The organism is Streptomyces sp. VRA16 Mangrove soil (assembly GCF_017377775.1).
In the GTDB taxonomy this organism is placed as follows: Bacteria; Actinomycetota; Actinomycetes; order Streptomycetales; family Streptomycetaceae; genus Streptomyces.
In genome coordinates this window covers 750743-775381 of sequence record NZ_JAFVLN010000002.1, presented here as the reverse complement: position 1 = coordinate 775381, position 24639 = coordinate 750743, and the positions used below count along the sequence as shown (strand labels likewise).

General features: G+C 71.7%; 22 protein-coding genes. 8 read left to right on the top strand and 14 right to left on the bottom strand.

Features of this window, described 5'->3' with window-relative positions; translation table 11 throughout:
* Nucleotides 1-70 precede the first annotated feature (70 nt).
* The gene (locus J3486_RS09220; protein WP_207819658.1) at nucleotides 71-319 is read left to right on the top strand and encodes an acyl carrier protein; all 249 of its coding nucleotides are present in this window, start codon (nucleotides 71-73) and stop codon (nucleotides 317-319) included.
* Nucleotides 316-1524, top strand: a complete 1209-nt coding sequence (locus J3486_RS09215) for a beta-ketoacyl synthase (RefSeq protein WP_207819657.1) — start codon at nucleotides 316-318, stop codon at nucleotides 1522-1524. The genes J3486_RS09220 and J3486_RS09215 overlap by 4 nt, the downstream gene beginning before the upstream one ends.
* 6 nt (nucleotides 1525-1530) lie before the next feature.
* Here the strand turns inward: J3486_RS09215 and J3486_RS09210 are convergent, their stop codons facing one another.
* Together J3486_RS09210 and J3486_RS09205 are read right to left on the bottom strand one after the other, a co-directional pair.
* A complete protein-coding gene (locus J3486_RS09210; RefSeq protein WP_307804745.1) occupies nucleotides 1531-2382 on the bottom strand; it encodes a hypothetical protein in 852 nt (283 codons plus the stop codon).
* A 278-nt stretch (nucleotides 2383-2660) separates the two neighbouring features.
* A complete protein-coding gene (locus J3486_RS09205) occupies nucleotides 2661-3371 on the bottom strand; it encodes a DUF4097 family beta strand repeat-containing protein (RefSeq protein ID WP_207819655.1) in 711 nt (236 codons plus the stop codon).
* A gap of 86 nt (nucleotides 3372-3457) precedes the next feature.
* On the opposite strand from J3486_RS09205, the gene J3486_RS09200 reads away from it, so the two are divergent.
* Nucleotides 3458-4018: a DoxX family protein gene (locus J3486_RS09200; RefSeq protein ID WP_207819654.1), complete on the top strand. Its 561-nt coding sequence runs from the start codon at nucleotides 3458-3460 to the stop codon at nucleotides 4016-4018.
* Here J3486_RS09200 and J3486_RS09195 read toward each other — a convergent pair.
* Together J3486_RS09195 and J3486_RS09190 are read right to left on the bottom strand one after the other, a co-directional pair.
* A complete protein-coding gene (locus J3486_RS09195; protein WP_207819653.1) occupies nucleotides 4008-4943 on the bottom strand; it encodes an aldo/keto reductase in 936 nt (311 codons plus the stop codon). The two genes, J3486_RS09200 and J3486_RS09195, sit on opposite strands and share 11 nt — an antisense overlap.
* Nucleotides 4940-6829 carry a hypothetical protein gene (locus tag J3486_RS09190; protein WP_307804744.1) on the bottom strand — a complete coding sequence of 630 codons (1890 nt, stop codon included), beginning with the start codon at nucleotides 6827-6829 and terminating at the stop codon, nucleotides 4940-4942. Before J3486_RS09190 ends, J3486_RS09195 begins: the two co-directional genes overlap by 4 nt.
* Nucleotides 6830-6994: 165 nt before the next feature.
* On the opposite strand from J3486_RS09190, the gene J3486_RS09185 reads away from it, so the two are divergent.
* From J3486_RS09185 to J3486_RS09175, 3 genes are all read left to right on the top strand, one after another.
* Nucleotides 6995-7834, top strand: coding sequence for an amidohydrolase (locus J3486_RS09185; protein WP_207819652.1), 840 nt, complete (start codon nucleotides 6995-6997; stop codon nucleotides 7832-7834).
* A gap of 36 nt (nucleotides 7835-7870) precedes the next feature.
* A complete protein-coding gene (locus J3486_RS09180; protein WP_207819651.1) occupies nucleotides 7871-8857 on the top strand; it encodes an acetylxylan esterase in 987 nt (328 codons plus the stop codon).
* An 86-nt stretch (nucleotides 8858-8943) separates the two neighbouring features.
* Nucleotides 8944-9738: a GntR family transcriptional regulator gene (locus J3486_RS09175; RefSeq protein WP_207819650.1), complete on the top strand. Its 795-nt coding sequence runs from the start codon at nucleotides 8944-8946 to the stop codon at nucleotides 9736-9738.
* Nucleotides 9739-9825: 87 nt separating this feature from the next.
* Here J3486_RS09175 and J3486_RS09170 read toward each other — a convergent pair whose 3' ends face one another.
* The 6 genes from J3486_RS09170 to J3486_RS09145 all read right to left on the bottom strand — a co-directional run bounded on the left by J3486_RS09170 (nucleotide 9826) and on the right by J3486_RS09145 (nucleotide 18343).
* A complete protein-coding gene (locus J3486_RS09170) occupies nucleotides 9826-11799 on the bottom strand; it encodes a right-handed parallel beta-helix repeat-containing protein (protein ID WP_307804743.1) in 1974 nt (657 codons plus the stop codon).
* Nucleotides 11800-11829: 30 nt separating this feature from the next.
* Nucleotides 11830-12750: a carbohydrate ABC transporter permease gene (locus tag J3486_RS09165; protein WP_307804742.1), complete on the bottom strand. Its 921-nt coding sequence runs from the start codon at nucleotides 12748-12750 to the stop codon at nucleotides 11830-11832.
* Nucleotides 12751-12756: 6 nt separating this feature from the next.
* Entirely contained in the window at nucleotides 12757-13668 is a 912-nt protein-coding gene (locus tag J3486_RS09160; RefSeq protein WP_307804741.1) for a sugar ABC transporter permease, read from the bottom strand.
* On the bottom strand, nucleotides 13650-14894 hold the full coding sequence (locus J3486_RS09155) for an ABC transporter substrate-binding protein (protein ID WP_207819649.1): 1245 nt from the start codon (nucleotides 14892-14894) through the stop codon (nucleotides 13650-13652). Before J3486_RS09155 ends, J3486_RS09160 begins: the two co-directional genes overlap by 19 nt.
* A gap of 142 nt (nucleotides 14895-15036) precedes the next feature.
* Nucleotides 15037-16995 carry a heparinase II/III family protein gene (locus J3486_RS09150; protein WP_207819648.1) on the bottom strand — a complete coding sequence of 653 codons (1959 nt, stop codon included), beginning with the start codon at nucleotides 16993-16995 and terminating at the stop codon, nucleotides 15037-15039.
* A 4-nt stretch (nucleotides 16996-16999) separates the two neighbouring features.
* Nucleotides 17000-18343: an alpha-L-fucosidase gene (locus tag J3486_RS09145; protein ID WP_374194703.1), complete on the bottom strand. Its 1344-nt coding sequence runs from the start codon at nucleotides 18341-18343 to the stop codon at nucleotides 17000-17002.
* Nucleotides 18344-18401: 58 nt separating this feature from the next.
* Here J3486_RS09145 and J3486_RS09140 point away from each other — a divergent pair, with 58 nt between their 5' ends.
* Nucleotides 18402-19265: a ribonuclease activity regulator RraA gene (locus tag J3486_RS09140; RefSeq protein WP_229377687.1), complete on the top strand. Its 864-nt coding sequence runs from the start codon at nucleotides 18402-18404 to the stop codon at nucleotides 19263-19265.
* A gap of 52 nt (nucleotides 19266-19317) precedes the next feature.
* Here J3486_RS09140 and J3486_RS09135 read toward each other — a convergent pair whose 3' ends face one another.
* The 4 genes from J3486_RS09135 to J3486_RS09120 all read right to left on the bottom strand — a co-directional run bounded on the left by J3486_RS09135 (nucleotide 19318) and on the right by J3486_RS09120 (nucleotide 23293).
* Nucleotides 19318-20073, bottom strand: coding sequence for a DUF1275 family protein (locus J3486_RS09135; protein WP_207819646.1), 756 nt, complete (start codon nucleotides 20071-20073; stop codon nucleotides 19318-19320).
* A complete protein-coding gene (locus tag J3486_RS09130; protein ID WP_207819645.1) occupies nucleotides 20054-20578 on the bottom strand; it encodes a DoxX family protein in 525 nt (174 codons plus the stop codon). The genes J3486_RS09135 and J3486_RS09130 overlap by 20 nt, the downstream gene beginning before the upstream one ends.
* A complete protein-coding gene (locus tag J3486_RS09125; RefSeq protein WP_207819644.1) occupies nucleotides 20578-21240 on the bottom strand; it encodes a hydrolase in 663 nt (220 codons plus the stop codon). Before J3486_RS09125 ends, J3486_RS09130 begins: the two co-directional genes overlap by 1 nt.
* Nucleotides 21241-21337: 97 nt before the next feature.
* Nucleotides 21338-23293 (bottom strand): amidohydrolase, encoded by a 1956-nt coding sequence (locus J3486_RS09120; protein WP_207819643.1) that lies wholly within the window; start codon nucleotides 23291-23293, stop codon nucleotides 21338-21340.
* A gap of 298 nt (nucleotides 23294-23591) precedes the next feature.
* Between J3486_RS09120 and J3486_RS09115 the strand changes: the two genes are divergently transcribed.
* The gene (locus tag J3486_RS09115) at nucleotides 23592-24563 is read left to right on the top strand and encodes an alpha/beta hydrolase (protein ID WP_207819642.1); all 972 of its coding nucleotides are present in this window, start codon (nucleotides 23592-23594) and stop codon (nucleotides 24561-24563) included.
* Nucleotides 24564-24639: the final 76 nt, after the last annotated feature.

Below are 24639 nucleotides of genomic sequence, written 5' to 3'. Positions count from 1 at the left end.
GGAATCCCACTTTCTGCTGAAAATGACGTACCGCAAGGCTAAAGATGCTGTTGGGGTGGTTTCTTCCAGTATGACCACATCATCCCTGCGCCCCACCGCGGAACTGATCACCGGCCTGCTGATCGACAAGTTCGAGGTCGATCCGGCCGGCCTGAGCGACGACGCCCTGATGACGGACCTGCTCGTCGACTCGCTGATGGTCGTCGAGATGGCCATCTCCCTCAAGGACGACCTCGGCGTCACCGTCACCGAGGCGGAGCTGCGGGAGCTGGGCCTCGCCGAGTTCACGGCCCGCGTCGACGCCCGGCGGACCCGGTGAGCCGCCGGGACACCTCCGTCACCGTCACCGGACTCGGCCTCGTCACCCCGGCGGGCCGCGACGCGGACACCACCTGGGCCGCCGTCCGCGCGGGCCGCGCCTGCGCCGCCCGCGACGCGCAGCTGTCCGGCCTGCCCGTCACCCTGAGCTGCCGCGTCGAGGGAGCGGCCGAACTCCCGCTGCGCCAGCGCGGGGTCGCGCACCTCGACCCGAGCGTGCGGATGGGGCTCGCCGCCGTCACCGAGGCGCTCGACCGGGCCAAGCTCGACCCGGCCGAGTGGGACGGCACCCGCGTCGCCGTCGTCGCCGGGGTCGGCGCCGGCGGCACGCAGGCCCAGCAGACGGCCGCCCGGCGGCTGGCCGAGGACGGGCCCGGGTCCGTCTCCCCGTACTTCCTCACCGGCTATCTGCCCAACATGGTGTGCGCCACCGTCGCCCTGCACCTCAACGCCACCGGGCCCACCTTCGCCGTCTCCACCGCCTGCGCGTCGGGCGCCACCGCCATCGGCGCCGCCCGCGACCTGCTCGCCTCCGGGCAGTGCGACATCGCCGTGGTCTGCGCCGCCGAGACCTCCGTGACGCCGCTCATCGTCACCGGCTTCGCCCAGCTGGGCGCCCTGTCCGACACCGCGTCACGCCCCTTCGACCGGGCCCGCGACGGCTTCGTCATCGCCGAAGGAGCGGGCGCGCTCGTACTGGAGCGGGCCGAGCACGCGGCCGCCCGCCGGGCGCCCCGCCTGGCCCACCTCGCCGGCTACGGCGCGAGCAGCGACGCCCACCACCTCGTCGCCCCGCACCCCGAGGCACGCCAGGCCGAGCGGGCGCTGCGCGCCGCGCTCGCCGACGCGGATCTGACCGTGTACGACGTCGACCACGTCAACGCGCACGGCACCTCGACCCCGCGCGGCGACGCGATGGAGGCCGGACTGCTCGCCCGCGTCCTTCCGCACCGCCCGCCCATCACCTCCGCCAAGGGCACCCTCGGCCACACCCTCGGCGCGGCCGGCGTCATCGAGGCGGCCCTGACGGTGCTGGCCCTGCGTGACGACGTCGTGCCACCGGTCGCGGGCCTCACCGACCCCGACCCGGCCCTCGACATCGACGCGGTCACGACCACGGCCCGCACCCTCACCTCGTCCGTCGCGGTCAGTACGTCGTTCGGGTTCGGCGGGCACAACGCGGCGGTGGTGCTGGCGCGGGCGTGAGCGGGTTCAGGACCGGACCGCCGTGCCGCACTTTCCGTTCCCGGCCCCGCTGATCGGCTCGTCGCGGTCGTACGGGTCGACGGCGGGGCCGTCCGGGTCCTCCGTGTTCTCGAAGTCCGGGGTGAGGTAGCCGTTGTGGACGTCGCAGCCCGCGTTGGTCGAGTCCACGTAGTACTTGCGCACCGAGAACGTGGTCGGGTCCCTGCCCACCCATGCCGCGTCGTCCCAGCTGATGTCGAGCTCGCGGCGCACGATGGTGCGCGTCACCTCGTCGCTGCCCTCCTCGGCCGATGCGACCGGGTACACGAACGTCACATCGATGCTCACGTCGACGGCGCGACGCTCGCCCTCCTTGTACGTCATGGTGCAGCGGGTCTTGACCACGTCGCCGACGAGCCGCGTCCTGGCGGGGTCGAACCGGCTGAACAGGAGCGTCGCGTCGTACCTCTTGCCGGGCTCCGTGAACGCCTTCTTCACGAAGGTCTGCATGTCGTCCTGGTCCGGGTCGAGGTACGCGATCGCGTCGTCGGGCCGTTGACCACGCAGCACACCGGGGTCGAGGTTCGACGAGACGAGGAAATCCCGCGTCTTCTCCAGCGCCAGTGCCACCTGCGCCTTCGTCATCCAGCCGGACGCCGCCGCAGGCGGGATGTCGATACCGGACGCGCCGTTCTCCCAGGACGCTGCGGGTGAGCCCCTGAACGGCTCGTCGAGCGTGGCCCGGCCGGCGTTCGCCGCGTCGTCGTCGCCGAACCAGCCGGGCACGAGCCCCGGCTGCAGTGCCAGGACCAGGACCACGACGGCGGCCAGCAGCCCGACCACGTACCAGTGCTTCTTCCTGCGCGGCAGCCTGTGCACCCGCCAACCCTCTGGTGGCTCCGACTGCTCCCTGAGCCGTCGGGTCACCATGCGTGCCCGCGCCGAGGGCTCCTTGGGGGCGTCCCGCACCCCCTCCTCCGATTCTCTGAGAAACCGCTCCCAGTCCTCGTCCGATATGGACGAACCGCCTTGATCCCCACCCGGGTTCACGCTCTGCGCTCCTGGCCGTTTCGACTGGGGCCGGCCTCTCCCCAGGCCCGGCCCCGCTTCTTGTCGGCGCATGATTGCACAGGCCACCGACAATGCGGGGGGCTGCGTCAGTTCCGGCGGGCCCGTACATCTCCGTTGACCGTGGTGAGGTGCAGGGCGCGATCGGCCGGGGCGCCGGTCGTGGGCACCATGACGTACGGCCGGCCGTTGTCCGTCGTCGCGGTGACCCGGTAGGGCGCGGCCCCGTGCGGCACCACCGTGGACACCGAGCCGTTGACCGTCCGCGCGGTGACGCGGCGGGGCGCCGTCGCGCAGTCCAGGGTGAGGTCACCGTTGACCGTCCCGGCGGAGACCGAGCGGGCCCGCAGCTGTGTCGCGCGCACGGAGCTGTTGCGGGTGACGAGCCGCGCGGGCGCGTCCGCGGCGCCCGAATCCGCCACCGTCACATCGCCGTTGACGGTCGTCAGGTCCAGGGCGCCGGGGACGCCCGCCGCGTCGATGCCGGCGTTGCGGGCGACGACGGTGACCGCCGTGTCGTGCGGTACGCCGATCCGCGGCATCCGGGGACAGTCCGATCCGCAGCTCAGGTCGAGGACCCACGTGCCGTCGCGGTGCGACCAGTGATGGCCGACCCGGCGGTCGACGGAGACGTCGTCGCCGCCGGCAGGGCGCAGCCGCAGGCCGTTGTCCGTCGTCACCACGAGCCGGGTGACGGCCGACGCGGGCCCGTCGGCCCTGGCGGCGGAGCCGGAGTGGTCGCCGCAGGCCGCGAGGGACACGGCGAGCGCGAGGACCACGGCGCAGGTCGCTGCTCTCATGGGGGCCGGTTGCCCCGCACCGTGACGTCCATGCGTGCCCGGATCCGCCCCTGCATGACAGGACGCGGTCCGGGAACGCGGACGCCATGGCCGTACTGAGGAAATACGCACGCCCGATGCTCGCCTCCGTCTTCGTCGCCGGAGGGCTCAAGACCGTCCGCGCGCCCGAGCGCGTCGCCCCGGCCGCCGAACCCGTGGCCGGGCCCGTCGCCTCCCGGGTGCCGAAACTGCCCGACGACCCGGAGCAGCTGGTCCGGTTGAACGGCGCCGTGCACATCGGCGCCGGACTGCTGCTCGCCACCGGTGTCGCGCCGCGCTTCGCCGCGCTCGCGCTCGCCGGCACGCTCGTGCCCACCACCCTGGCCGGGCACGCCTGGTGGAAGGAGAAGGACCCGGAGCGGCGGGCCGAGCAGCGCACCCACTTCCTGAAGAACGCGTCCCTGTTCGGCGGGCTGCTCATCGCGGCCGCCGACACCCACGGCAAGCCGTCCGTGGCCTACCGGGCGCGCGGCGCCGCGGCGAAGGGCCGCACGTCCGCGTCCCGGATGCGCCGCGACACCACGGGCGCCGTGCGCGGTCTGCGCGACCGCACCACCGGCGCCGTCCACGAGCTGCAGGACCGCGCCCAGCAGGCCGTCACCCGGTGAGCAGCTCCCGCGGCACGAACCCGGCCCCGGCGAGCCGCTGCCACAGCGCGTCCGGGACCGGGTGCCGGGCCGCCGCCGCGTTCGCCGTCACCTCGGCCGCCGAACGGCAGCCCAGGACGACGGAGTCGACGGCCGGATGCAGGAACGGGAACTGGATCGCCGCCGCGGGCAGCGGCACGTCGTACTCCGCGCACAGCTCCCGGCACCGGCGTGCCCGTTCCAGCGCCTCGGCGGGCACCGGGCGGTAGTGGAACATCGCGTCCGGCGACGGGTCGGCGAGCAGTCCCGTGTTGAAGACCCCGCCGACGACCACCGCCGTGCCCTTCTTCGCGCACAGCGGCAGCAGGCTGCCCAGCGCCTCGTGGTCGAGCAGTGAGAAGCGGCCCGCTATCAGCACCACATCGACCTCGAACTCGTCGACGTACGCGGCGAGTTGCGTGCTGTGGTTCATGCCGAAGCCGATCGCCCGGATCAGGCCCTCGTCCCGCAGTCGCCGCACGGCCGGGTAGGCGGTGCGGCGGATCTCGTCCGGGTAGTCGTCGGGGTCGTGGAGATAGAGGATGTCGACGCTGTCGCGCCCCAGGCGGGTCAGGCTCGACTCCAGGGACGCGCGGATGCCGCGCTCCGTCCAGTCGGTGACCACCTCGCCGGGCGAGCCGTCCGGGCGGGGCCGCAGCAGCCAGCCGGCCTTCGTGGAGAGGACCGGATCCGTGATCCCGGCGGGGGCGAGCAGCCGGCCCAGGCGACTCTCGGCCTGGCCGTGGCCGTAGCGGGGCGCGGTGTCGAAGTACGTGATGCCCTCGTCGGCCGCGGCCTTGAGGGTCGCCGCCGCGGCCTCCTCGGTGACCTCCTCGAAGAGGCCGCCGAGCGGTGCGGTGCCGATACCGAGCCGGGGGAGGGAGAAGGGCAGCCGGTGGGTCGTCATACCGTGGTCCAGGGGGAGGCGCAGGCCGCGCGGCCCGCGCGCAGCGTCATGGTCAGGGTCAGCCGCAGCTCGCTGCGGGCGGGCAGTTCGACGCGCACGTACGCGCCCTCGACCGGCCGCTCGGGCCCGTCGTCCGTGCGTACCGCGGTGATCCGGTGCTCCGCGAACGAGCCCGCCTGCACCAGCAGGGAGCGGGCCGTGCCGCCGAGGTTCACCAGCTCCACCACCGTGTGCTCCGGGCGGATGTCGCGCACGAGCGCCGCCACGTCCTGGGGCAGGCCGGGGCGCCGCGCCTCGAAGTCGTGGTAGCGGACGTGGAGTTGGGCCAGGCCACCGTTGTAGAGGACCTGCGGCGAGCCGGTCGTCAGCTGCAGCAGGGCCTCCGTCACCACGGGGTTGAGGTGCTGCCAGTGGTGGATGTCCAGGGCGTCCGGGCCGACCGCCGGATCGACGGTGTCGCCCTCGATCGCGGCGACCCGCTCCGCGCAGCTGTCGAGCGCGCTGCGCAGCATCCGCTCGGGGAATCCGGCGTTGCGGCCCTGGAGGAACTCGTACCAGGGCTCCTCGTGTCCGGCCTCGTCCTTGATGCGCTGGGTGTGGACGGCCGTCCAGTCCCAGGCGGCCCCGGCGCGCAGCTCCTCGATCCGGTCCCGGTCCTGCCGATCCCGGCTGAAGTGCCAGAGCGTGAGCGGGAGTTGGCCCGGCATCACGGTGAAGTCGAACCAGCCGGAGTCGTTGTGCCGCTGCGGCACCATCAGGGTGCGCCCGGCGTCCATCGCCCGCAGGTGCGGCTCCCAGCGCTCGCCCAGCGTGCCCATCTCGTGCATCCCGCGCTGCTCGGCGTGGCGCAGGACGACGTCCAGCGGGTTGCGGGCCAGGTCGAGATAGCCGCGGTCGCCGGTCAGCAGGGTGGCGTTGGTGGCGCCGATGATCGCCGAACTGCCCACGGGGGACAGGCCGTGCGGCCACGACCAGCCGTAGTGGCCGCCGTACCAGCGGCCGTCGAGGTACTCGCCCACCTCACCGCTCAGCCCCACGTTGTCGGGCACGACGTCGCGGCCCGCGAGCCGCTCCTGCCACACCCCGACGTACTCGGCGACCCAGTCCGCGTACCGCTGTTCACCGCTGAGCAGGTACGCGTTCGTGGCGAGGCCGGTCGCGCCCAGGTTCACCAGGGTGTCGCCGCGGCCCATCCGGTCCCACATCGCCCGGCCGTACGCGCGGGCGAGCTCCGGTGACGCGGCCAGCTGGTCGAAGGACGTGACGCCGGGGAAGCCGTCGAGCGGCAGCCCGTACGGGTGCAGGGCCAGGCTCCACGGGAAGTACGCCTCCTCGTCGCTGAATCCGAACCGCGGGCCCGCCGCGCCGTTGTGCGGCGCGCGCAGCAGACGGCGCTCCGCGTCGTAGTTCGGCCCGCCCGGAAGGTAGAAGTCGGCGAACCGGCACGCCAGTTCGCGCAGCTCGGGGTCGTCCGGGTCGGCCAGGCACAGGCCGTAGAAGAGCAGCAGGCCCTCGCCCTGGTGGAACCAGTCGTAGCCGCGCTCCAGTCCGTCCACGAGCATGCCCATCTCGGTGAGCTGCGCGCTCACGCCCCGCCAGTGCCGGCGCGCGGCCGTCAGCAACTCGGCGCTGCCGCCGAGCAGATACAGCGTCGGCCAGTTGAAGAACGGCTCGTAGAAGTCGTCCACGCCGTCCCGGCCGTCCATGCCCTCGCCGAGCCGCTCCCGGAAGACGAGCCGCCCGTCGCCCTCGGTGTAGCGGTCCGCGAACAGCCGCCACGCCTTCTCCTGCGCCGCGAACAACTCCCGCTCCAGGAGCGCCCATCGGGGTGCGTCGCCGAGGGCGCGGCGGGCGGTCAGCAGCGGTCCGTGCGCCCCGCTTCCCACGGGCCCGTCCGCGGGCCCCGCTCCCGGTCCATCGTCGGTCCGCTCAGGCCTGAGCATCGAGAACACCCGTCCCCTCGTCGCCAAAGTATTGAACAATCGCCCATCGATAGCCGATGGTTAGACTCACCGGCGGGGAGTCGGCGTGTCAAGAGAGCGGGAGCGGCCGTGATCGACTGCCATGTCCATCTGTGGGACCCGGCGCACGGGTTCGGATGGATCAGGCCGGACAGTCCGCACCACCGCCCCTTCACCGCGTCCGACCTGGAGCAATCGGGCCGGGACAGCGGCGAGTTGGCGGGACGGGCCGTGCTGGTCGAGGCGTCCCGTGGGGACGACGGCGAGACCGCGGCGCTGCGCGCGCTGCGGCTGCGCCGCCCCGACCTGGTCGCGGGCTACGTCGCGAATCTGCACGTCCACGGCGAGCAGGGCCCCGACCGGTTCCGCACCCTGCTCGACGCCTGGGGCGACTCACGGCCCAACGGCATGCGCCTCGGCGGTGCCACCTGGGCGCGCACCCCCGGCCCCGCCCGCACCCTGGTCCCGGTCCTCGCCGAGACCGGCCTGGCTCTCGAACTCAACCTGTACCGGGGCGCGTTCACCGCCGCCGCCGAGGCCGCCGAGCGGCACCCCGGACTCACCGTCGTCGTCGACCACCTCGGCAACGCGCCCCACCTGGACGCCGACGCCACCGACGACGCCACCGACTGGCGGCGCGACCTGGAGCGGGCCGCCGCCTGCCCGAACGTGCTGGTGAAGATCTCCGGACTCCTCACCCAGCAGCACGGCGTCGCACCGCACCGGGTCGCCGGCCTGGTGCGTGACGTCGTCGACACGCTCGGGGCCGACCGCTGTCTGGTCGGCTCCGACTGGCCGATCTGCCTGCCGCGCGGCAGCCGCGCCGACTCGCTGAACCTGTCCCTGGCGGGCCTCGACCGGCTCACCGCGGACGAGCGCGCACGCGCCCTGCACACGAACGCCGTCCGGGCGTACGGCCTGAACCGCTGACGCCCCCGGCCCCGGAAGCCTTCAAGGAGACGCCCCGTGCCCCAGTTCGACCTGCCCCTCGAAGAGCTGGAGAGATACCGCCCCGCACTGCCCGAGCCCGATGACCTCGACGCGTTCTGGCGGCGGACCCTCGACGCGCAGCAACAGCACCCCGTGGCACCGCGGTTCACGCCCGTGCACAACGGGCTCGCCACGATCGACACCTTCGACGTGACGTTCGCCGGCTACGGCGGCCACCCGGTCCGCGGCTGGCTCCAGCTGCCCGTCACCCGCACCGGACCGCTCCCCGTCGTCGTCGAGTACCTGGGCTACGGCAGCGGGCGCGGCGCCCCGCACGAGAAGCACCTGTGGGCCGACGCCGGGTACGCGCACTTCGTCATGGACACCCGCGGCCAGGGCGCCGAGACCCCCGACCCCGATCCCGCCTCCGGCGACATCGCCGCGGCCGGCTTCCTCACCCGGGGCGTCCTCGACCCCGAGCGCTACTTCTACCGGCGCCTGTACACCGACGCCGTACGCGCCGTCGCCGCCGCCCGCGCGCACCCCGCCGTCGACCCGTCCCGCACCGTCGTCACCGGCACCAGCCAGGGCGGCGGCATCGCGCTCGCCACCGCGGGGCTCGTCCCCGACCTCGTCGCCTGCCTGCCCGACGTGCCGTTCCTGTGCCACTTCCCGCGCGCCACCACCATCACCGACGCCGTGCCCTACGTCGAGGTCACCAAGTTCGTGAAGCTGCACCGCGAGCACGCCGCCACCGTCGCCCGGACGATGTCCTACTTCGACGCCGCCACGCTCGCCCGCCGGGCGAGCGCCCCGACGCTCTTCTCCGTCGGCCTCATGGACCACATCTGCCCGCCCTCCACCGTGTACGCCGCCTTCAACCATTACGGGGCGCTGCGCGAGGTGGATCCGGGCGACAAGGAGATACGCGCCTATCCCTTCAACGATCACGAGGGCGGCGGGCCCACCCACGAGGCCGTCAAATTGGAATGGCTGGCCGGGCAGCTGAAATTCGCCCCGTGATTCCATCGATAGGCGATGGATGCGTATCATGGCCGGACTCCGGACAATGGAGCAACTGACGTGCCCCTGCGCAGGATTGGGAATTCATGGCATCTAATGCGTCGGGTGGATTCGTCTCCACGCTGGCCACCAACAAGGACCGGTTCCGCAAGACCCTGATCTCGGACCAGGTGTACGAGCTGCTGCGCCAGGCCGTCGTCGACGGCGATCTCGCGCCGAACGACCGGGTGGTCGAGTCGGAGATCGCCCGGCGGCTCGGTGTCAGCCAGGCCCCGGTGCGCGAGGCGGTCAAGCGGCTCGCCCGTGAGGGCCTGCTGATGCACGTGCCGCGCCGCGGCCACTTCGTCGTCGAGATCTCCTCCGAGGACGCCGAGTACGCCCGCCAGGTGCGCGAGCCGCTGGAGCGGCTCGCCGCGCGGCTCGCCACCGAGCACATCACCGACGACCAGCTCGCCGAGCTCGACGCGCTGGTGGAGCGGATGCACGAGGCGGTCGCCGCGCACGACGTGAGCGGCTTCCGGGACGCCGACATCGAGTTCCACACGCTGGTCAGCCAGTACGCGGGCAATCCGTTCCTGGCCCGGATGTGGGAGGTCATCGAGCCGAGCCTGCGCACCCTGCGGGCGATCTCGGACCCGCTCTTCGACGGCGACTGGTGCGCGATGGCCGACGAGCACGGCCGTCTGGTGGGCCTGCTGCGGTCCGGCGAGCCCGACAAGGCGGCCGCGGCGTTCGCCGACCACGCCGCCGGGCGCGGACCCGTACCGGACGCACGCGCGGTCCCCGGCCCGCGACGGCGCACGGCCGCGAAGAAGACGACGGCGAAGAAGACGACGGCGAGGACGGCGGCGAAGAAGGCCCCCGCCACCGCCAAGGAATGACCGAACAGTGGGGCCCGGATGCGGAATTCCGCATCCGGGCCCCACTTTTTTGCATGCGAGTTGCAGAACCGGAGAATTCCCGGGGAATTAGCGACGGGCGCCTGCGGTCCACAGCGGCGCGCCGTACTGGAACGCACCCAGACTCGGTGTCGCGTCGGTGGAACCGTCATTGATCCCCGGCAGCGCGAGCGCCGCATTACGGGCCGGCGAATCGGCCGTCAGCCGGTAGTCGTGGTTCGCCGCGTCGACGAAGAGCGGATCGGTCGTCGAGGGCAGATTGTTGGAGAGCACCAGCCCGCCGTCCGTCGCCCCGGTCAGACCGCGGATCTCCCCGATGTTGTTGTAGATCCGCGTGCCGGTCGACTGCCCCGCCTCCTTGACGTAGAAGAGCGTCATCCCGCCGGTGTTGTTCGCCACGAGGTTGTCGTGCGAACCGGTGCCGAGCCCGTTGAGCATCACCGTGCCCTCGCGGTTGCCCCAGCCCACGTTGTTCGCGATGACGAGGTCGCTCTGCCCGTTGTCGGCGTAGATCCCGGAGATGCCGAACGTCGACGACTTCGTGCTCGGGTCGGGGTCGTGCAGCACGTTGTGGTCGAGCGACGAGCCCATCATGTACGCGCTGCAGCAGGTGTAGATCGCGGCGACGTCCAGGCTGAGCCGCGCGTACCCCGAGATGTCGTTGTACGCGATCACGTCCTTGCCGGGGTCGAGCCCGTCCACGGTGTTCCACTGCAGGTTGATGCCGCTGCGGCCGACCCGCGAGATCGTGTTGTGGGTGACCGTCTGGCTGTTGCCCTGCACGGCGATGCCGGCCGCGTACGTGCCCATGTAGTCGACGTCGTGGATCACGTTGTCGGTGGCCGTGTTGTTCTGGCCGCGCAGCGCGATCCCGTTGCCCGCGCTCAGCGACAGATCACTGTTGGTCACCTTGTTGTGGGTGCCGTTGATGACGAGCCCGGTGTCCGCGACGCCGCGCGTCACCGTCGAGCCGCAGTCCGTCGCGCCGCGCGTGATGTCCGTGTAGTGCGACAGGTACTGGCCCTTGATGCCGTCCAGTGTCACGCCCGTGCTCGTGTCGCCCGTCTGCACGGTCGTCGCGAACAGCTTGACGCCCGCCACCGTGACGTGGCTGGTGTTCGTCAGGTCGAAGCCCAGGGCGCGCCGCTTGACCTCCACCCGGTGGTTGTCCGGGTCGTCGTCCCCGTACACGTACAGCTTCTTGGCCGTCGGGTCGTAGAACCACTCGCCGGGGTGCGCCAGTTCACCGATCTTCCCCGACAGCGCGTACCGCGTCTCGTTCGGTACGACCTTGTGGACGCACGGCGGCGCCACGTCGAGGGTGACCGAGCCGACCGCCGAGCTCTTCACGGTGCCGGTGGCCGAGATGTACCAGTAGCCGGTGAGGGCACGCGCGCCGTCCCAGTACCCCGCCGGGCGGGTCAGGGCCGCATCGGAGATCGTGGCGTCCGCACTGCCCGCACCGGCGTACTGGAGCGTGGGTCCCAGCAGGTCGAGGCCGGGATAGGGCCACTGGGCCTCGATGTCCATCTTCTTGTCGGTGAACACCTGCACCGTGGAGACGTCCGTACCGAGGTCGACGTCGGTGCTGTAGACGTGCCCGGCCGCCACCGCGTCGCTGAACTGCGAACCGGCCGCGTACGGATCCTTCTTCGCGATCTCGGTGACGTCGGCGGCGGTGACCGGGTCGAAGCCGGTCAGCCGCGAGGCACCGTTCACCGTGACGTCCGCGCCCACCGCGGCCTTGTACGTGATCGGCAGCTCGGCCGTGCCGGACCGGGCCGGGACCACCGTCTCCTCGTACGAGCCCGAGACGATCTCGCAGGTGTCGCCGGGCACCATGACGTCCGCGCACTTCTGGATGTGCCGGAACGGGTAGGTGGCGTTGGTGCCGGCGTCGGCGTCGTCGCCGTACGGGCCGACGTAGTAGGTCGTTCCCGCCCGGGACTGCTCCGGATGGGCCGCGGCCGGATGACCGGCCACGAGCACCGCCAGGGAGGCGAGCAGGGCGGCCGCGGAACGATGTCTCCATCTCCTGGGCACTGCGTGATCCTTTCTGTCCCCGGCCACCGGTCAGCCCTTCACGGCGCCGACGGTGAGACCGCTGATGATGTGGCGCTGCATGTAGATGAAGAAGATGACGACGGGCGCGACGGCCAGCAGCAGGTTCGGGAACACCTTCGTGAGGTCCGTCGAGTACTGGCTGATGCCCGCGTAGATCGCCGTCGTCACCGTGTAGTGCCCGGACGACGGGCTGAGCAGGATCTGCGGCGAGACGAAGTCGTTCCAGATCCCGATGGAGTTGAGGATCAGGACCGTCACCACCGCCGGGCGCATCAGCGGGAAGATGATGGTCCAGAAGGTGCGGTAGCGGCCCGCCCCGTCGATCGTCGCCGCGTGGTCGATGTCCACCGGGATCGTGCGGATGAACCCGACGAACAGGAAGATGCTCACCGGCAGCGTCGACGCCACGTCGTGCGCGACCAGACCCGTCACCGTGTTCGCGAGCCCGATCTCCCGCAGCACGTAGATCACCGGAATGATCACGGCCGCGCCCGGGATGAACGTGCCCGCGAGGAAGTACAGCAGCACCAGCTGCGTACGCCGCTTGAGGCTGCGCGCGATCGCGTACGCGGCCGGTCCGGCCAGCAGGATGCACAGCACGTCCACCATGACGACGAGGAACAGCGTGAAGCCGTATCCCCCGATCACGTTGAACTGCGGGCTGCTGATCGCCGCCGACATGTGCGCGAAGGTCAGCCCGGACACCGGGATCGAGAACGGGTTGTCGAGGATGTCCTGCTGCGACTTGAACGCGTTGACGACCAGCAGGTAGATCGGCACGACCATCACGACGAACAGGACGCCGAGCAGGGCCCAGCGCAGCGGGGAGCGCGCCCCCTCGCGCTCCGCCGGTCCTGCGTCGTTCTCGGGCGGCCGGACCTTCGGCCTCCCGCCCTTCCGCGTCTCCCGCGCCTCCAGTACGACCACCACGGCTCCTTACCGACCTGTCGCTGCCTGGTCCTGCCGATTGCGCAGCGCCGTCACGAGGAGGGCGAGCACGGCGGACACCACCATCAGGAACACCGCCTGAGCGGTCGCGTAACCGACCTTGGTGCCCTCGAAGGACCGGGCGAGAATGAGATACGTGAACGTCTGCGTGGACCCGGCGGGACCGCCGCCGGTGAGGCTCACCACGATGTCGTAGGCCCGGATCAGTCCCACGAGGTTGAGCACCGTCGCCACGGTCACCACCGGCGCGATCATCGGGATCACGACCCGCAGATTGATCTGCCGCTTGTTCGCGCCGTCGATCGCGGCGGCTTCGAGCAGCTCGGCCGGCACGGTCTGCAGCGCGGCCACGAACAGCACCACGTTGAAGCCGAAGCCCGCCCACACGATGACCGCGATCAGCGTGATCACCGCGAACCGCTCGTCGAAGAGGAAGCCGACCGGCTCGATGCCGAACTTGGCGAGGGTGTTGTTGACGGCGCCGTTCGTGCCGAGGATCGCCGCCCACAGATAGCCGAGGATCAGCGCGCTGATCACGTGCGGGAAGTAGGCGACGGCCCGGAAGAACGAGTTCGTGCGCGACTTCGCCTTCAGGGCGAGGGCGTACACGAGACCCAGGCCCACCATGAGGACCGTGCCCGCCACGGAGATCAGGCCGGTCACGTACCAGGCGTCGCTCGAACTCGGGTCGTCGAACAGGTGCTTGTAGTTGTCGAGCCCGATGAACGCGGCGGTCGAGAAGCCGTCCCAGTCGGTGAGGCTGAGGTACACGGCGACGCCGACCGGCACGACCGTCATCACCGTGTAGAGCAGGACCGCCGGGCCCATCATGCCGAGCGAGACGGCGGACTCGCGCAGCCGGGCCCGCCGCTGCCCCCGCGTCACTGCTGCGAGTTCCACCACTTGTCCAATCCGTCGGCGACGGCCTTCGGGGACGCGCCCGTGTACAGCGACTGGACCTGCTTGTTGAGCTCGTCGCTGAACCCGGCGATCGGCTGGTTCTCACCGGACTTCACGATCACCGAGGGCGCCTTGTCGAGGATCTTCTGCACCGACGTGCCCAGGCTCGACATCGGGTACGAGAAGCCCTGACGCAGGTTCCCGTCGGAGGCGAGCTGGCTCTTGATGGCCTTGGGGTCGGTGGTCGCCCACTTCACGAACTTGATCGCCTCGGCCTTGTGCGGCGACTTGTTCACCACGACGTACGGGTTCGAGACGTTGCCGAACTGGCCGGACGGGTACGCCCCGTCGGTCGGCATCGTGAAGACCCCGATGCCGTCGCTCTTCTTCGCGGCGTCGGCCGCCGGCACGAAGAACGAACCCATGACGTACATCGCGGACTTGCCGTTCAGGAACGCCGTCTGGCCGTCCGCGTAGGTGACACCGAGCGCGCTCTTCTGCAGGTAGCCCTTGTCGATCCAGCCCTTGTAGTCCTTGAGGTACGGGACGTAGCCGCTGTCGGCGAAGGACGTCTTCTTCGCGTTGCGCTTCGCCATCCACTTCGGGTCGGCGGTGAGCACGCCCGCGTCCGCCATCATCGAGAACTGGCCGCCGGTCACCCACTGGCCCGCGGTCTGCAGCGGCTGGTAGCCGGCGCCCTTCAGCTTGCCCATGGCGGCGGTGAAGTCGTCCATCGTCCTGATGGCCGAGGCGTCCAGGCCGGCCTTCTCGAAGGCGGCCTTGTTGTAGAAGACGAGCGACTGAATCTGCTCGCCCACGCCGACCATGTAGTGCTTGCCGTCGACCGCGTACTGGTCGGCGAGCGGTGTCTTGGTGGCCCACGCCTGGTCGGAGAGGTCGGCGAAGAGCGAGGCGGTGTCGGCGGTCGGCGTGATCTGCTGCACGACGTCCGGCGGGTCGCCCGCGGCCAGGTCCTGGCGCAGCTTCGCGTCGGCCGCGATGGTGCCGGTCAGTTCGAGCTTGACCGTGACACCCGGGTGGGCCTTCTCGTACGAGTCGAAGAGGGTGTTCCAGTACTTCTCCGTCAGGTTCGGCGTGATGTTCACGATGACGCGGAGGGTCGTGCCCCCCGCGGCCTGGTCGGAGTCGCCGCCGCAGGCGACGGCGGAGGCCATCACCAGGGGAGCCACGGCGACTGCGCAGGCACGGCGCCACATTGTTCTCATCGGGACACGCTCCGTTGCGTAGTCGTGAATAATCGATAGGTGGTGCTCGGTCGCCGGGCTCCCGGGTGAGACGGGGGACCTGCGAGGAGGGGGTGGGGGAGAGGGAAAGCCGGACGGTAGGCCGCGATGCGGCGACTATCGTCTATCGATTGCCGATGCTATGGGCGGCACCCGGCTTGTTCAAGGGTGCTGCAGCAACCAACCACCGTATGCGGAGCCGACCTTGGGATCCGGGGTCGCGCACGGCAAGGGTGAGACGCGTCAGACGACCGCCCCAACTCCTGGTCAGCTGCGGGTCGTCGAGTTCGCGGCACACCACGCGGGCCTCGGCGACCCGGGCGTCCCAGCACAGGAGGGCGCCGGTCCCGTCCGGTGCGGTGACGGTGGCCCGGCCGTCGTCGAGCTCGACGTGCCCCGCCAGTACGTGGTGCAGGGCCACCTCTCCCGAGCACCCCTGCCAGGCGTCCTCGACCTCGACGTACGGGGTGGCGCCCCGCACCAGGAGCACGGTGCGGTCCCAGCGGGCGAGGGTGCCGGGCGGATAGGCGCCGCTCAGCTCCATCGACAACCGGCTGACGTCGGGGCCGAGTTCGGCCCGCACGCCGCGGGCCCCGTGGTCCGCGCCCGGCAGCTGCTCGGCGCCGGGGTCGGGCACGTTGTGCCAGCGGCTCCGGAACGGCCAGGCCGCGTACCGGTCCGGCCCGAAGGTCCGCGTCGTGTAGGTGGGTCTGCCGACGTCCACCAGCAGCGGCCGCCCGTGCACGGCGAGCCAGTACGAGCCGACGTCCAGATGGTTGTGGTGCTCGCCGTTGTGCCCGGCCTTCACGGCGACGGTCAGCCCGTCCGTGCTCCCGGCCGCCTCGCGGGCCACCAGGATCTGCAGCCGCGGCAGCCAGGTCTCCCGCTCCGGCCAGACCGGCTCCGGCGGGGGACCGGTCACGGCGCGGCACCAGACCGGGTCGGCCAGCGCGGTGAGCGCCCGCCCCAGGCCGGCCCGCGGGGGAGCGGCGCAGTCCTGCTGCAGCGCCCCGGCCAGCGCGTGCGCCACCGTGTCCCGCTGTCCGAGGCGCAGGCCCCAGCGGTGGGCGACCTGCCAGGGCTGCGGGGTGTCGAGCCGGGCGGGCGCGTCGCCCACGTTCACATACCGGTCGGCGCCCAGGTGCATACGCCGTGGGTACTTCAACAGTTCGGCCAGCAGGGGCAGTTCGCGGACGTCCAGGGCCGGTCCCGCGGCCTGCGCGAGCAGGTCGAGGATCTCCAGGAGACGGCAGGCGCCCGCCCACCAGTAGGAAATGCCCTCGTCGATCCCGCCGTCGTCGGGCAGGACACGGAGGTAGTGGTCGAGGCCGTCGGCGACACGGCGCACGAGACGGGCGCGGCGGGCCCGGTCCTCGCACAGCAGCAGCGCGGCGGCGAGCACGGCGCCGTGCACCCACGGGTTCCAGTTGTTGGCCCGCTTCTCCCTGCCGATCCAGGGCCAGTCGGCGCGCCGCTCGAACGGGCCGAGCGCGCGCCGCTCCACCTCCCGCCGCAGCCGTCGCCGCAGCCCCGGCGCCCGCCGGTCCAGATGCGGACCCAGGGCGTGGTCCGCCCAGGCGAACAGGGCGGTGACCTCGGCGGCGCCCAGGTCGAGGTACGGGTCGTCGGGGTCGGGCACGACCTCGCCGCGGCCCGCCGTGAACCGGTCGTGCGCCGCCCAGCACCAGGTGCTCGCCTCGGCGAACGCCATGAGCCCGTCGACGACGGCGTCCAGGTGCGGGCAGGCGCCGGGCGCCGGATCGGTGGCGTCGGCGCACTCGCCGGTCAGCACGGCGGCCAGGGTCAGCAGCGACACCCGCTCCTGCAGCCCCCAGGCAGCGTCCTCGTACGCGCCGCGGTTCCCGTCGCGGAACGCGCGGGCCCACGCGTGCGCGGACAGGAGGGGCGCCGGACGCTTCAACTCCCGTGCGGCGTCGGCGAGCACGCGTTCGCGCAGCGGCTCCGGTACGCCGTCCCACGCGTCGCGGTCGGTGACGTCCGGCACGCCGACGCGCCCGGAGAGCAGCCGCTCCAGGCCGGCGTCGGTCAGCGGCGCGAGACGTTCGCCCAGCGGGCCGGGCACGGGCTCACGCCTCCGTGCCGGGGCCGTCGAGCTCCAGCTCGATGACCGGCAGCAGCACGTCGGGGCGGGCGATCGGCAGGGTCAGCGTCAGGGTGCCGGACGGCTGGCTCTGCGGCGCCAGGTTGTTGTGCTCGGGCGGCGCCTGGTCCATCTCCTGGAAACGGATCTCCGAACCGTCGTGCAGGAACTGCGCGTAGCGCACCCGCCCGGCGAGCCCCGGCAGATGCAGGTGCTTGAGCGGCCAGGCCAGCAGGTGCAGATACAGATGGCGGCCGCGCCGCGTGTACAGGGCGTTCGGCGGCGGGGTGAAGGCGCTCGGCCCCGCGCCGTGCACGGAACGGGAGTGGAGCGCGCTCCAACCGGCGATGTCCCGCAGCGTGGCGCGGGCCCGCGGATCGAGGGCGCCGCGGCCCGTCGGCCCGACGTTCAGCAGCAGATTGCCGCCGCACGCCACGGACTCCACCAGCATCCGCACCAGCAGTGCGGGGTCCTTGTAGTCGTGGTTGTCGCGGTCGTACCCCCACGATCCGTTGAGCGTGTGGCAGGCCTCCCACAGCACCCGCTCGCCGTCCCGCTCCAGGGGGCGGTCGGGCTGGTACTGCTCGGGCGTCACATAGTCGCCGGGGATGCCGAGCCGGTCGTTGACGAGGATGCCCGGCCGCAACTCCCGCACGAGTGAGCGCAGTTGCTCGGCGCCCCACGCCTCGGGCCCCTTCTGCGGGTACGTGAAGTCGAAGAAGAGCAGGTCGATGTCGCCGTACCCGGTGAGCAGCTCCCGTATCTGCCCCTCCATGTACGCGCGATAGCGGGCCATGTCGCGCGGCTCCTTCTCGGCGTCCGTGCCGCGCAGAGGGTGGTGCTCGTCGACCGTGAAGTCCGGGTGGTGCCAGTCGAGCAGCGAATAGTAGAAGCCGACCCGCAGCCCCTCGGCGCGCATCGCGTCCACGAACTCGCGCACCAGGTCACGGCCGGTCGCCCGGACCGAGGTGTAGTCGGTGAGCGCCGAGTCGAAGAGACAGAACCCGTCGTGGTGCTTGGTGGTCAGCACGGCGTACCGCATGCCCGACTCCCGTGCTGTGCGCGCCAGTTGGCGGGCGTCGAAGAGATCCGGGTCGAAGCGGTGTAGATAACGGTCGTACGCCTCCTGCGACATGGTCTCCCGGCTGCGCACCCACTCGTGCCGCGCGGCCATGCTGTACAGCCCGAAGTGCACGAAGAGACCGAACCGAGCCTCCTCGAACCAGGCTGTGGAAGCGGGGGGTTGAGGCGCTGCGAGGTCCGGGGCGGGGTCGGGCACGGTGACTCCAGATGCATTGACAGCACTAATCGATTGGCTGTTATCTACCATCGATAGGCGATGATGTCACTGGCGTAGGCGTGCGACGAGCGCGCGGAGAGGCAAGTGCATGCACCCGACTGAGGATCGCAAGGCGCCGTCGACCGGAGGGGCAGGGACAGTGGCCCGGGTCAACGGCGGCGGCGGGACGGGGGAGCGCCGCGACTACGAGTCGATGCGCGCACCGGTCCACACCGCGGACTATGTGAGGCCCACCGCGGAGATGGTGGAGGCACTCAAGGGCGTCAGCGCGGCGACGGCCTGCGCGAAGCTGCACCAGATGGGCATCACCCGCACGTTCATCGACGGCCCGGTGCCGCTGCACCGCGAACCCGACGTCAAGATCACCGGCGGCGCGGTGACCCTCCAGTTCCTGCCGCAGCGCGAGGACGTGTTCAACGGCGCGGAGCAGGAGGACATCGAGCGCAAGACCCCGCTGTGGGGTGTCCTGGAGTCGGTGCGGCCCGGCGACGTGCTGGTGGTCTCCGCGCACGGCAGCCACTTCACCGGCTGCCTCGGCGACATGCTCGTGCGCTACTTCAAGCTCCGCGGCGGCGCCGGGATCGTGGTCGACGGCCGGGTGCGGGACGCCGCGCGGATCCGCGCGCTCGGCGTCCCCGTCTGGTGCACCGGCGTCACCCCGCACTACGCGTCGCAGACCGAACTGTTCCCCTCGGCGTTCAACGTACCGGTGGGCGTGGGCGGTTCACTGGTCACGCCCGGCGACCTGATCGTCGCCGACGAGGACGGCGCGGTCGTCGTCCCGCAGGACAAGGCGGTCCCGCTCGCCGAGGACTCCCTGCTCCACCAGGACCGGGAGGCGTTCGCCCGGCGCCGCCTCGACGAAGGCGCGCGCCTGTCGGACTACTACCCGCTGACCGGGGAGACCCTGACGGAGTACCAGGAGTACCTGGCGAGCCGCACCGCCAACTGACCACAGGTCATGGGGTGTTGGGCCCACGGCCGGGTCCGGCCGTGGGCCGGTGTCACCGCTGCGCCGGTGGCGCGGGCTGCGGCCGGAGCCAGCCGGCGCCGGAGGCCGACAGGCGGTGCGTGGCCACGGCGACGGCGGCGAGCAGCACCGCGGCCAGACCGAGCACGGGCACGAGACGGTCGTGCAGTACGAGCAGACCGCCGCCGAGCGCGCCGAGGAACATGGCGAGCACGGACAGGATCCGGCGGCCGGGGCGCGGCGCCGCACCGCCGGCCGCGCCGGAGTCCGCGGCGAGACCCGTCAGCGTCAGCGTCAGGACCGTCGTCGTCAGATCCGGGACACCCAGGCGCCGGGCGACCGCGTTCTGCAGACCCATGGCGAGCCCCAGGAACACGATCAGCGTGTACCGCACGCCGGAGGAGACCTGGCCGTCCGACACGGCGGCCGCGACCACCGTGACCGCGACCAGTACCGTCTGCACCGCCGTGGCCGAGGCCAGCAGGTGCCCCCGGTGCGCCGCGAACCGGGTGCCGAGCCGGCCCCCGGCCAGGGCGCCCGCGAGGAAGGACGCCATGGCGGCGAGGGACGCCACCGCGGACAGGCCCTCGGCACCGGCCAGGGCGAACCCGAGGAACACGACGTTGCCCGTCATGTTGGCCACGAAGACGTGCCCGAGCGCCAGATAGCTCACGGCGTCGACCAGACCGGTGACCACCGTCAGGACCAGCAGCAGCGGAGGCAGCGGGCCGTGCCGTTCCTCGCCGCCCGGCACCACGGTGCGGAACGCGTCATTCAGCAGTCTGTGCATACCCGGTCCCTTCCCCGGTGGCGGCGGGCCGGTGCAGCACCACACGGGTGAGCAGTGCGCTCGCCGGTCCGATCACGATGGCGGCGACGGCCACCCATGCCGGCCAGGGGGTGAGGTCCAGCGCATGGTCGGCCGACCACCGCCCCGGCCCGGTCAGGGCCAGCGCGGCGGAGACGACGACGAGGACGAGGGGGTATTCGTACCCGTCGTTCTGGACCCACAGCCCCTTGGGCCGCTTGACGGTGCCCGCGACGGTCATCACGCCCATGGCCGCCATCGCGGCCAGAGGGGTGAGCAGCCCGGCGGCCAGGAACAGTCCGGAACCGATCTGACTGGCTCCCGCGACGAGCGCGGTGAGCCGGCCGCCGCGGAATCCGTCACGGCGGAACTCCTCGGTTCCGCCCGCCCAGCCGTTGCCGCCGAGCCGGAAGCTGACTTTCTGCACCCCGTGTCCGGCGATGAGCAGCCCCACCGCCAGCCGGAGCACCAGCAGTCCGGTGTCCATCAGCCGGCCGCGTGCCCGCCGATGAGGGCCTGCGCGTAGACCAGGCCGAGCCCGTAGGTGCCGCCGTGCGCCTTGACCACGTCGCCCACGGCCGCGTACGTCTCCTGGCGGGCCCAGTCGCGCTGGAGCTCCAGGAGCACCTGCACCCAGGTGACCGGGACGACGCCGGCCTGGATCATGCGCTGGATCGCGTGCTCGTGGGCCTGCGGGCTGACACCGCCGGACGCGTCCGTGACGACGTACACCTCGTAGCCCTGGGCGAGGGCGGAGAGCGCGGGAAGCACGACGCAGACCTCGGTCCACAGGCCCGCGATGACGAGCTTCCTGCGGCCGGTGGCCTTGACGGCCTCGACGAACTCCACGTCCTCCCAGGCGTTCATCGTGGTGCGGTCGATGATCTTCTGCTCGGGGAAGACGTCGGCCAGCTGCGGCATCAGCGGGCCGGAGAAGGACTCGGCGGCCACGGTGCTCAGCACGACCGGCACGTCGAAGACCTTCGCCGCCTTCGCCAGACCCAGGGTGGAGTTGATGACGGCGGTGCGGTCGCCACTGCCGGTGCCGAAGAACATCTGCGGCTGGTGGTCGATGAACAGCACCGCGCAGTCGTCCGGGGTGAGCAGACCGGGGGCGGGAGCGGCGGTGACGTCGGAGAGGGTGACCATGAGGATGAACCTTTCTCGTTCTCGGTGGTTTCTCGATCGGGGTGGTGCGTGGGGGCCCGGAGGGGGACGGCGCAAAGGCCCATCCCCTTCCGGGAGTTCAGAGGTCGAAGCAGGGATCGAAGGGCGTGGCCGCGGTTTCGGGGAGCAGACCGCGCGCCTCGCGCCACCGGCGGTGCTGCTCCGACTCGGCGACGGCCTCGCCCAGCGACTCCGCCTGCCGGACGCCGGCCGGGGCCGACGGACGGGACGCCTGGTAGCCGCCGAAGTGCGCGACCGGGCTCCAGGCGGGGCTGACCGGCGGCAGCTCCTCGTCGAGGCCCGTGTACTCCCCGGCCGCGTAGACGATCCGGCCGCCCGTCACCGTCAGCAGCGACTCGATGTGGGCGATGTCCGGCTCGGGCACGGTGAAGTAGTCGTGGGACAGCACCGCGAGATCCGCGTAACAGCCCGGCCGCAGCACGCCCTTGACCTCGTCCTCGCCGGTCAGCGCGGCACCGGCGCGGGTGAACAGCGCCAGCGCCGTGGCCCGGTCCACCCGGTTCTCCGCGGAGCGCAGCGTCAGACCGCTCACCGAGCGGCCGCTGACCAGCCAGTGCAGGGCGACCCAGGGGTTGTAGGAGGAGACGCGCGTCGCGTCGGTGCCGGCGGCCACGGTCAGACCGCGCTCCAGCATGGCCCCGATCGGCGGGGCCTGCGCGGCCGCGTCCGGGCCGTACCGGCGGACGAACGCCTCGCCCTGGAAGGACAGCCGGTTCTGCACCGACATCGCGCCGCCGAGCGCGGCGACCCGGTCCAGGCTCTCCGTGGAGACCGTCTCGGCGTGGTCGAACAGCCACCGGTTGCCCGCCGGGAAGAGGCCGTCCGCCGCCACCTTCTCGAACACCGCGAGGTCACGGCGGATCGTCTCGTCGTACGTGGCGTGCAGCCGGAAACCCCAGCCGTGCTCCATGAGCAGACGTACCGCCGTCTCGAACTGCGTCTCGTAGGCCGGGTCGAGTTCCGGGCGGGGCTGCGCGAAGTTCTCGAAATCGGCCGCGGACCAGGTGAGGTTCTCACCCGCGCCGTTCAACCGCAGCCAGGCGTCACCGTCCGCCGGATCGGCCGTTTCGATCCAGCGCCGCAGATCGTCGATCTCCTGGCCCGCTGTCTGCGGAAAGAGGTGATAGGCGATACGTATCGACAACTGCCCGGACTTGGCCAGTTCGATGACGGTGGCGTAATTCTCGGGAAAGTTCTGGAAACCGCCGGCGGCGTCGATCGCCGACGTCAGTCCGAATCGGTTCAGCTCGCGCAGGAAATGCCGGGTGGAGGTCGCGCGGTCCGCCGCGCTCTCCAGAACCGGCGCCTTGGCCAGCGTCGAATAGAGAACGAGCGCGCTCGGCGCGGCCAGCAGCATGCCGGTCGGCTCACCGCCGCGGCCCCGGACGATCTGGCCGCCCCGCGGTTCGGGCGTGTCCCTGGTGATCCCGGCGGCCTTCAGCGCGGCCCGGTTCAGGATCGCCGACTGGTACAGGTGCAGGACGAAGACCGGGGTGTCGGGAGCGGCGGCGTTCAGCTCGGCGACGGTCGGCAGCCTGCGCTCGGCGAACTGCTCGGCCGACCAGCCCCCGACCACCCGCACCCACTGGCCCTTCGGTGTACGAGCGGCCTGCTCACGCAGCATCGCGAGCCCCTCACGCAGGCTGCGCACTCCGTCCCAGCGCAGCTCCAGCACGTAGTTGAGGCCGCCGCGGATCACATGCACATGGGCGTCGTTGAGGCCCGGGACGACACGGCGTCCGAGGGCGTCGACCACGCGCGTCGCCGGGCCGATGTGCCCGGCCACGTCCTTGTCGTCACCGACGACCGTGAGGACACCGTCGCGGACGGCGAGCGCCCGGGCCTGCGGGCGGGCCGGATCCCCGGTGTGGATCAGCGCGTTGCGGACGACGAGGTCCGCGCGGTTCTCGGCGATCGCTGCGGTATCCGCGTTCTCTGTGCTCTCTGCGTTCTCTGCGTTCCGGGCCTTGCCTGGGGCATGCGGAACCAGCCCGCCGACGGGCATTGCTGACATCTGAGGAAACTCCCTTGTGGGACGACGAGTTCGGCCTGCGGCAGCGGTACTCGTTCGAATTCGCCCTCACCATAAGCGCGGTGGGAACCCGCCCGCTGTTCCGTCGGAGCACCGGCTTTTGCCTCACCGTGCACGACACGGCTGTGCGCGGTGAGGACAGCAGTGGTGCACGCCGGAGCAATTCCCCCGCACACGGCCGAATTAGCGTTGCGGCGAATGGTTCGGGAACCGCCCGCAGCGGTGTCCGGGCCGGAACACCGGAACGGCCGGTGCTCCCCGTACATCACTGGAGTTGCACATGTCCGACGCTGTGGAACCGGTCCAGCCGGTTCTCGAAGCCGCCGCGGCCGCCTTCGCCGAGGCCACCGCCAACCCCCCGTACCTGTTCGAACTGCCCCCGGCCGAAGGGCGCAAGACCGTCGACGAGGTGCAGTCCGGCGAGATCGCCAAGCCCGCCGTCGACGAGGAGTGGATCACCGTCCCCGGCGGCCCGACCGGCAGCGTACGCACCCGGATCGTCAGGCCGGCCGGCGCCACGGGCCCCCTCCCGGTGATCATCTACATCCACGGCGCGGGCTGGGTGTTCGGCAACGCCCACACGCACGACCGGCTCGTGCGGGAACTCGCCGTCGGTGCCGGTGCCGCCGTCGTCTTCCCCGAGTACGACCTCTCGCCCGAGGCCCGCTACCCGGTCGCCATCGAGCAGAACTTCACCGTCGCCCGGTGGGTCGTCGAGCAGGGCGCGGGCAAGGGCCTGGACGCCACGCGCATCGCCGTCGCCGGTGACTCGGTCGGCGGCAACATGACCGCCGCGCTCACCCTCATGGCCAAGGAGCGCGGCGGCGTCCCGCTGCTCCAGCAGGTCCTGTTCTACCCGGTGACGGACGCGGCGTTCGACACAGGCTCCTACCAGCAGTTCGCCACCGGCTACTTCCTGCGCCGCGACGGGATGCAGTGGTTCTGGGACCAGTACACGACGGACGAGGCCGAGCGCGCGCAGATCACCGCGTCGCCGCTGCGCGCCACCGTCGAGCAACTCGCCGACCTGCCTCCGGCATTGGTGATCACCGGCGAGGCCGATGTGCTGCGCGACGAGGGCGAGGCGTACGCCAACAAGCTCCGCCAGGCCGGCGTCCCCGTCACCGCCGTCCGCTTCCAGGGTGTCATCCACGACTTCGTGATGCTCAACGCCCTGCGCGAGACGCACGCCGCCGAGGCCGCCATCACGCTCGCCACGAACACCCTGCGCACGGCGCTGCACCAGGCCTGACCGTGCTGCCCGGTGCGCGACCCCGCACCGGGCGGGCCGTCGGGCCTGCCGCTGCAGGCAGGGCCCCGTCGTGACG

Bases quoted from the DNA above. Each gene is read 5' to 3' on its own strand.
- J3486_RS09175 (WP_207819650.1), top strand. From the start codon at position 8,944: ATGGCATCTAATGCGTCGGGTGGATTCGTCTCCACGCTGGCCACCAAC.
- J3486_RS09140 (WP_229377687.1), top strand. From the start codon at position 18,402: ATGCACCCGACTGAGGATCGCAAGGCGCCGTCGACCGGAGGGGCAGGG.
- J3486_RS09195 (WP_207819653.1), bottom strand. From the start codon at position 4,943: ATGACGACCCACCGGCTGCCCTTCTCCCTCCCCCGGCTCGGTATCGGC.
- J3486_RS09120 (WP_207819643.1), bottom strand. From the start codon at position 23,293: ATGTCAGCAATGCCCGTCGGCGGGCTGGTTCCGCATGCCCCAGGCAAG.
- J3486_RS09220 (WP_207819658.1), top strand. From the start codon at position 71: ATGACCACATCATCCCTGCGCCCCACCGCGGAACTGATCACCGGCCTG.
- J3486_RS09205 (WP_207819655.1), bottom strand. From the start codon at position 3,371: ATGAGAGCAGCGACCTGCGCCGTGGTCCTCGCGCTCGCCGTGTCCCTC.
- J3486_RS09200 (WP_207819654.1), top strand. From the start codon at position 3,458: ATGGCCGTACTGAGGAAATACGCACGCCCGATGCTCGCCTCCGTCTTC.
- J3486_RS09130 (WP_207819645.1), bottom strand. From the start codon at position 20,578: ATGGACACCGGACTGCTGGTGCTCCGGCTGGCGGTGGGGCTGCTCATC.
- J3486_RS09155 (WP_207819649.1), bottom strand. From the start codon at position 14,894: ATGAGAACAATGTGGCGCCGTGCCTGCGCAGTCGCCGTGGCTCCCCTG.
- J3486_RS09115 (WP_207819642.1), top strand. From the start codon at position 23,592: ATGTCCGACGCTGTGGAACCGGTCCAGCCGGTTCTCGAAGCCGCCGCG.
- J3486_RS09125 (WP_207819644.1), bottom strand. From the start codon at position 21,240: ATGGTCACCCTCTCCGACGTCACCGCCGCTCCCGCCCCCGGTCTGCTC.
- J3486_RS09145 (WP_374194703.1), bottom strand. From the start codon at position 18,343: ATGGTAGATAACAGCCAATCGATTAGTGCTGTCAATGCATCTGGAGTC.
- J3486_RS09135 (WP_207819646.1), bottom strand. From the start codon at position 20,073: ATGCACAGACTGCTGAATGACGCGTTCCGCACCGTGGTGCCGGGCGGC.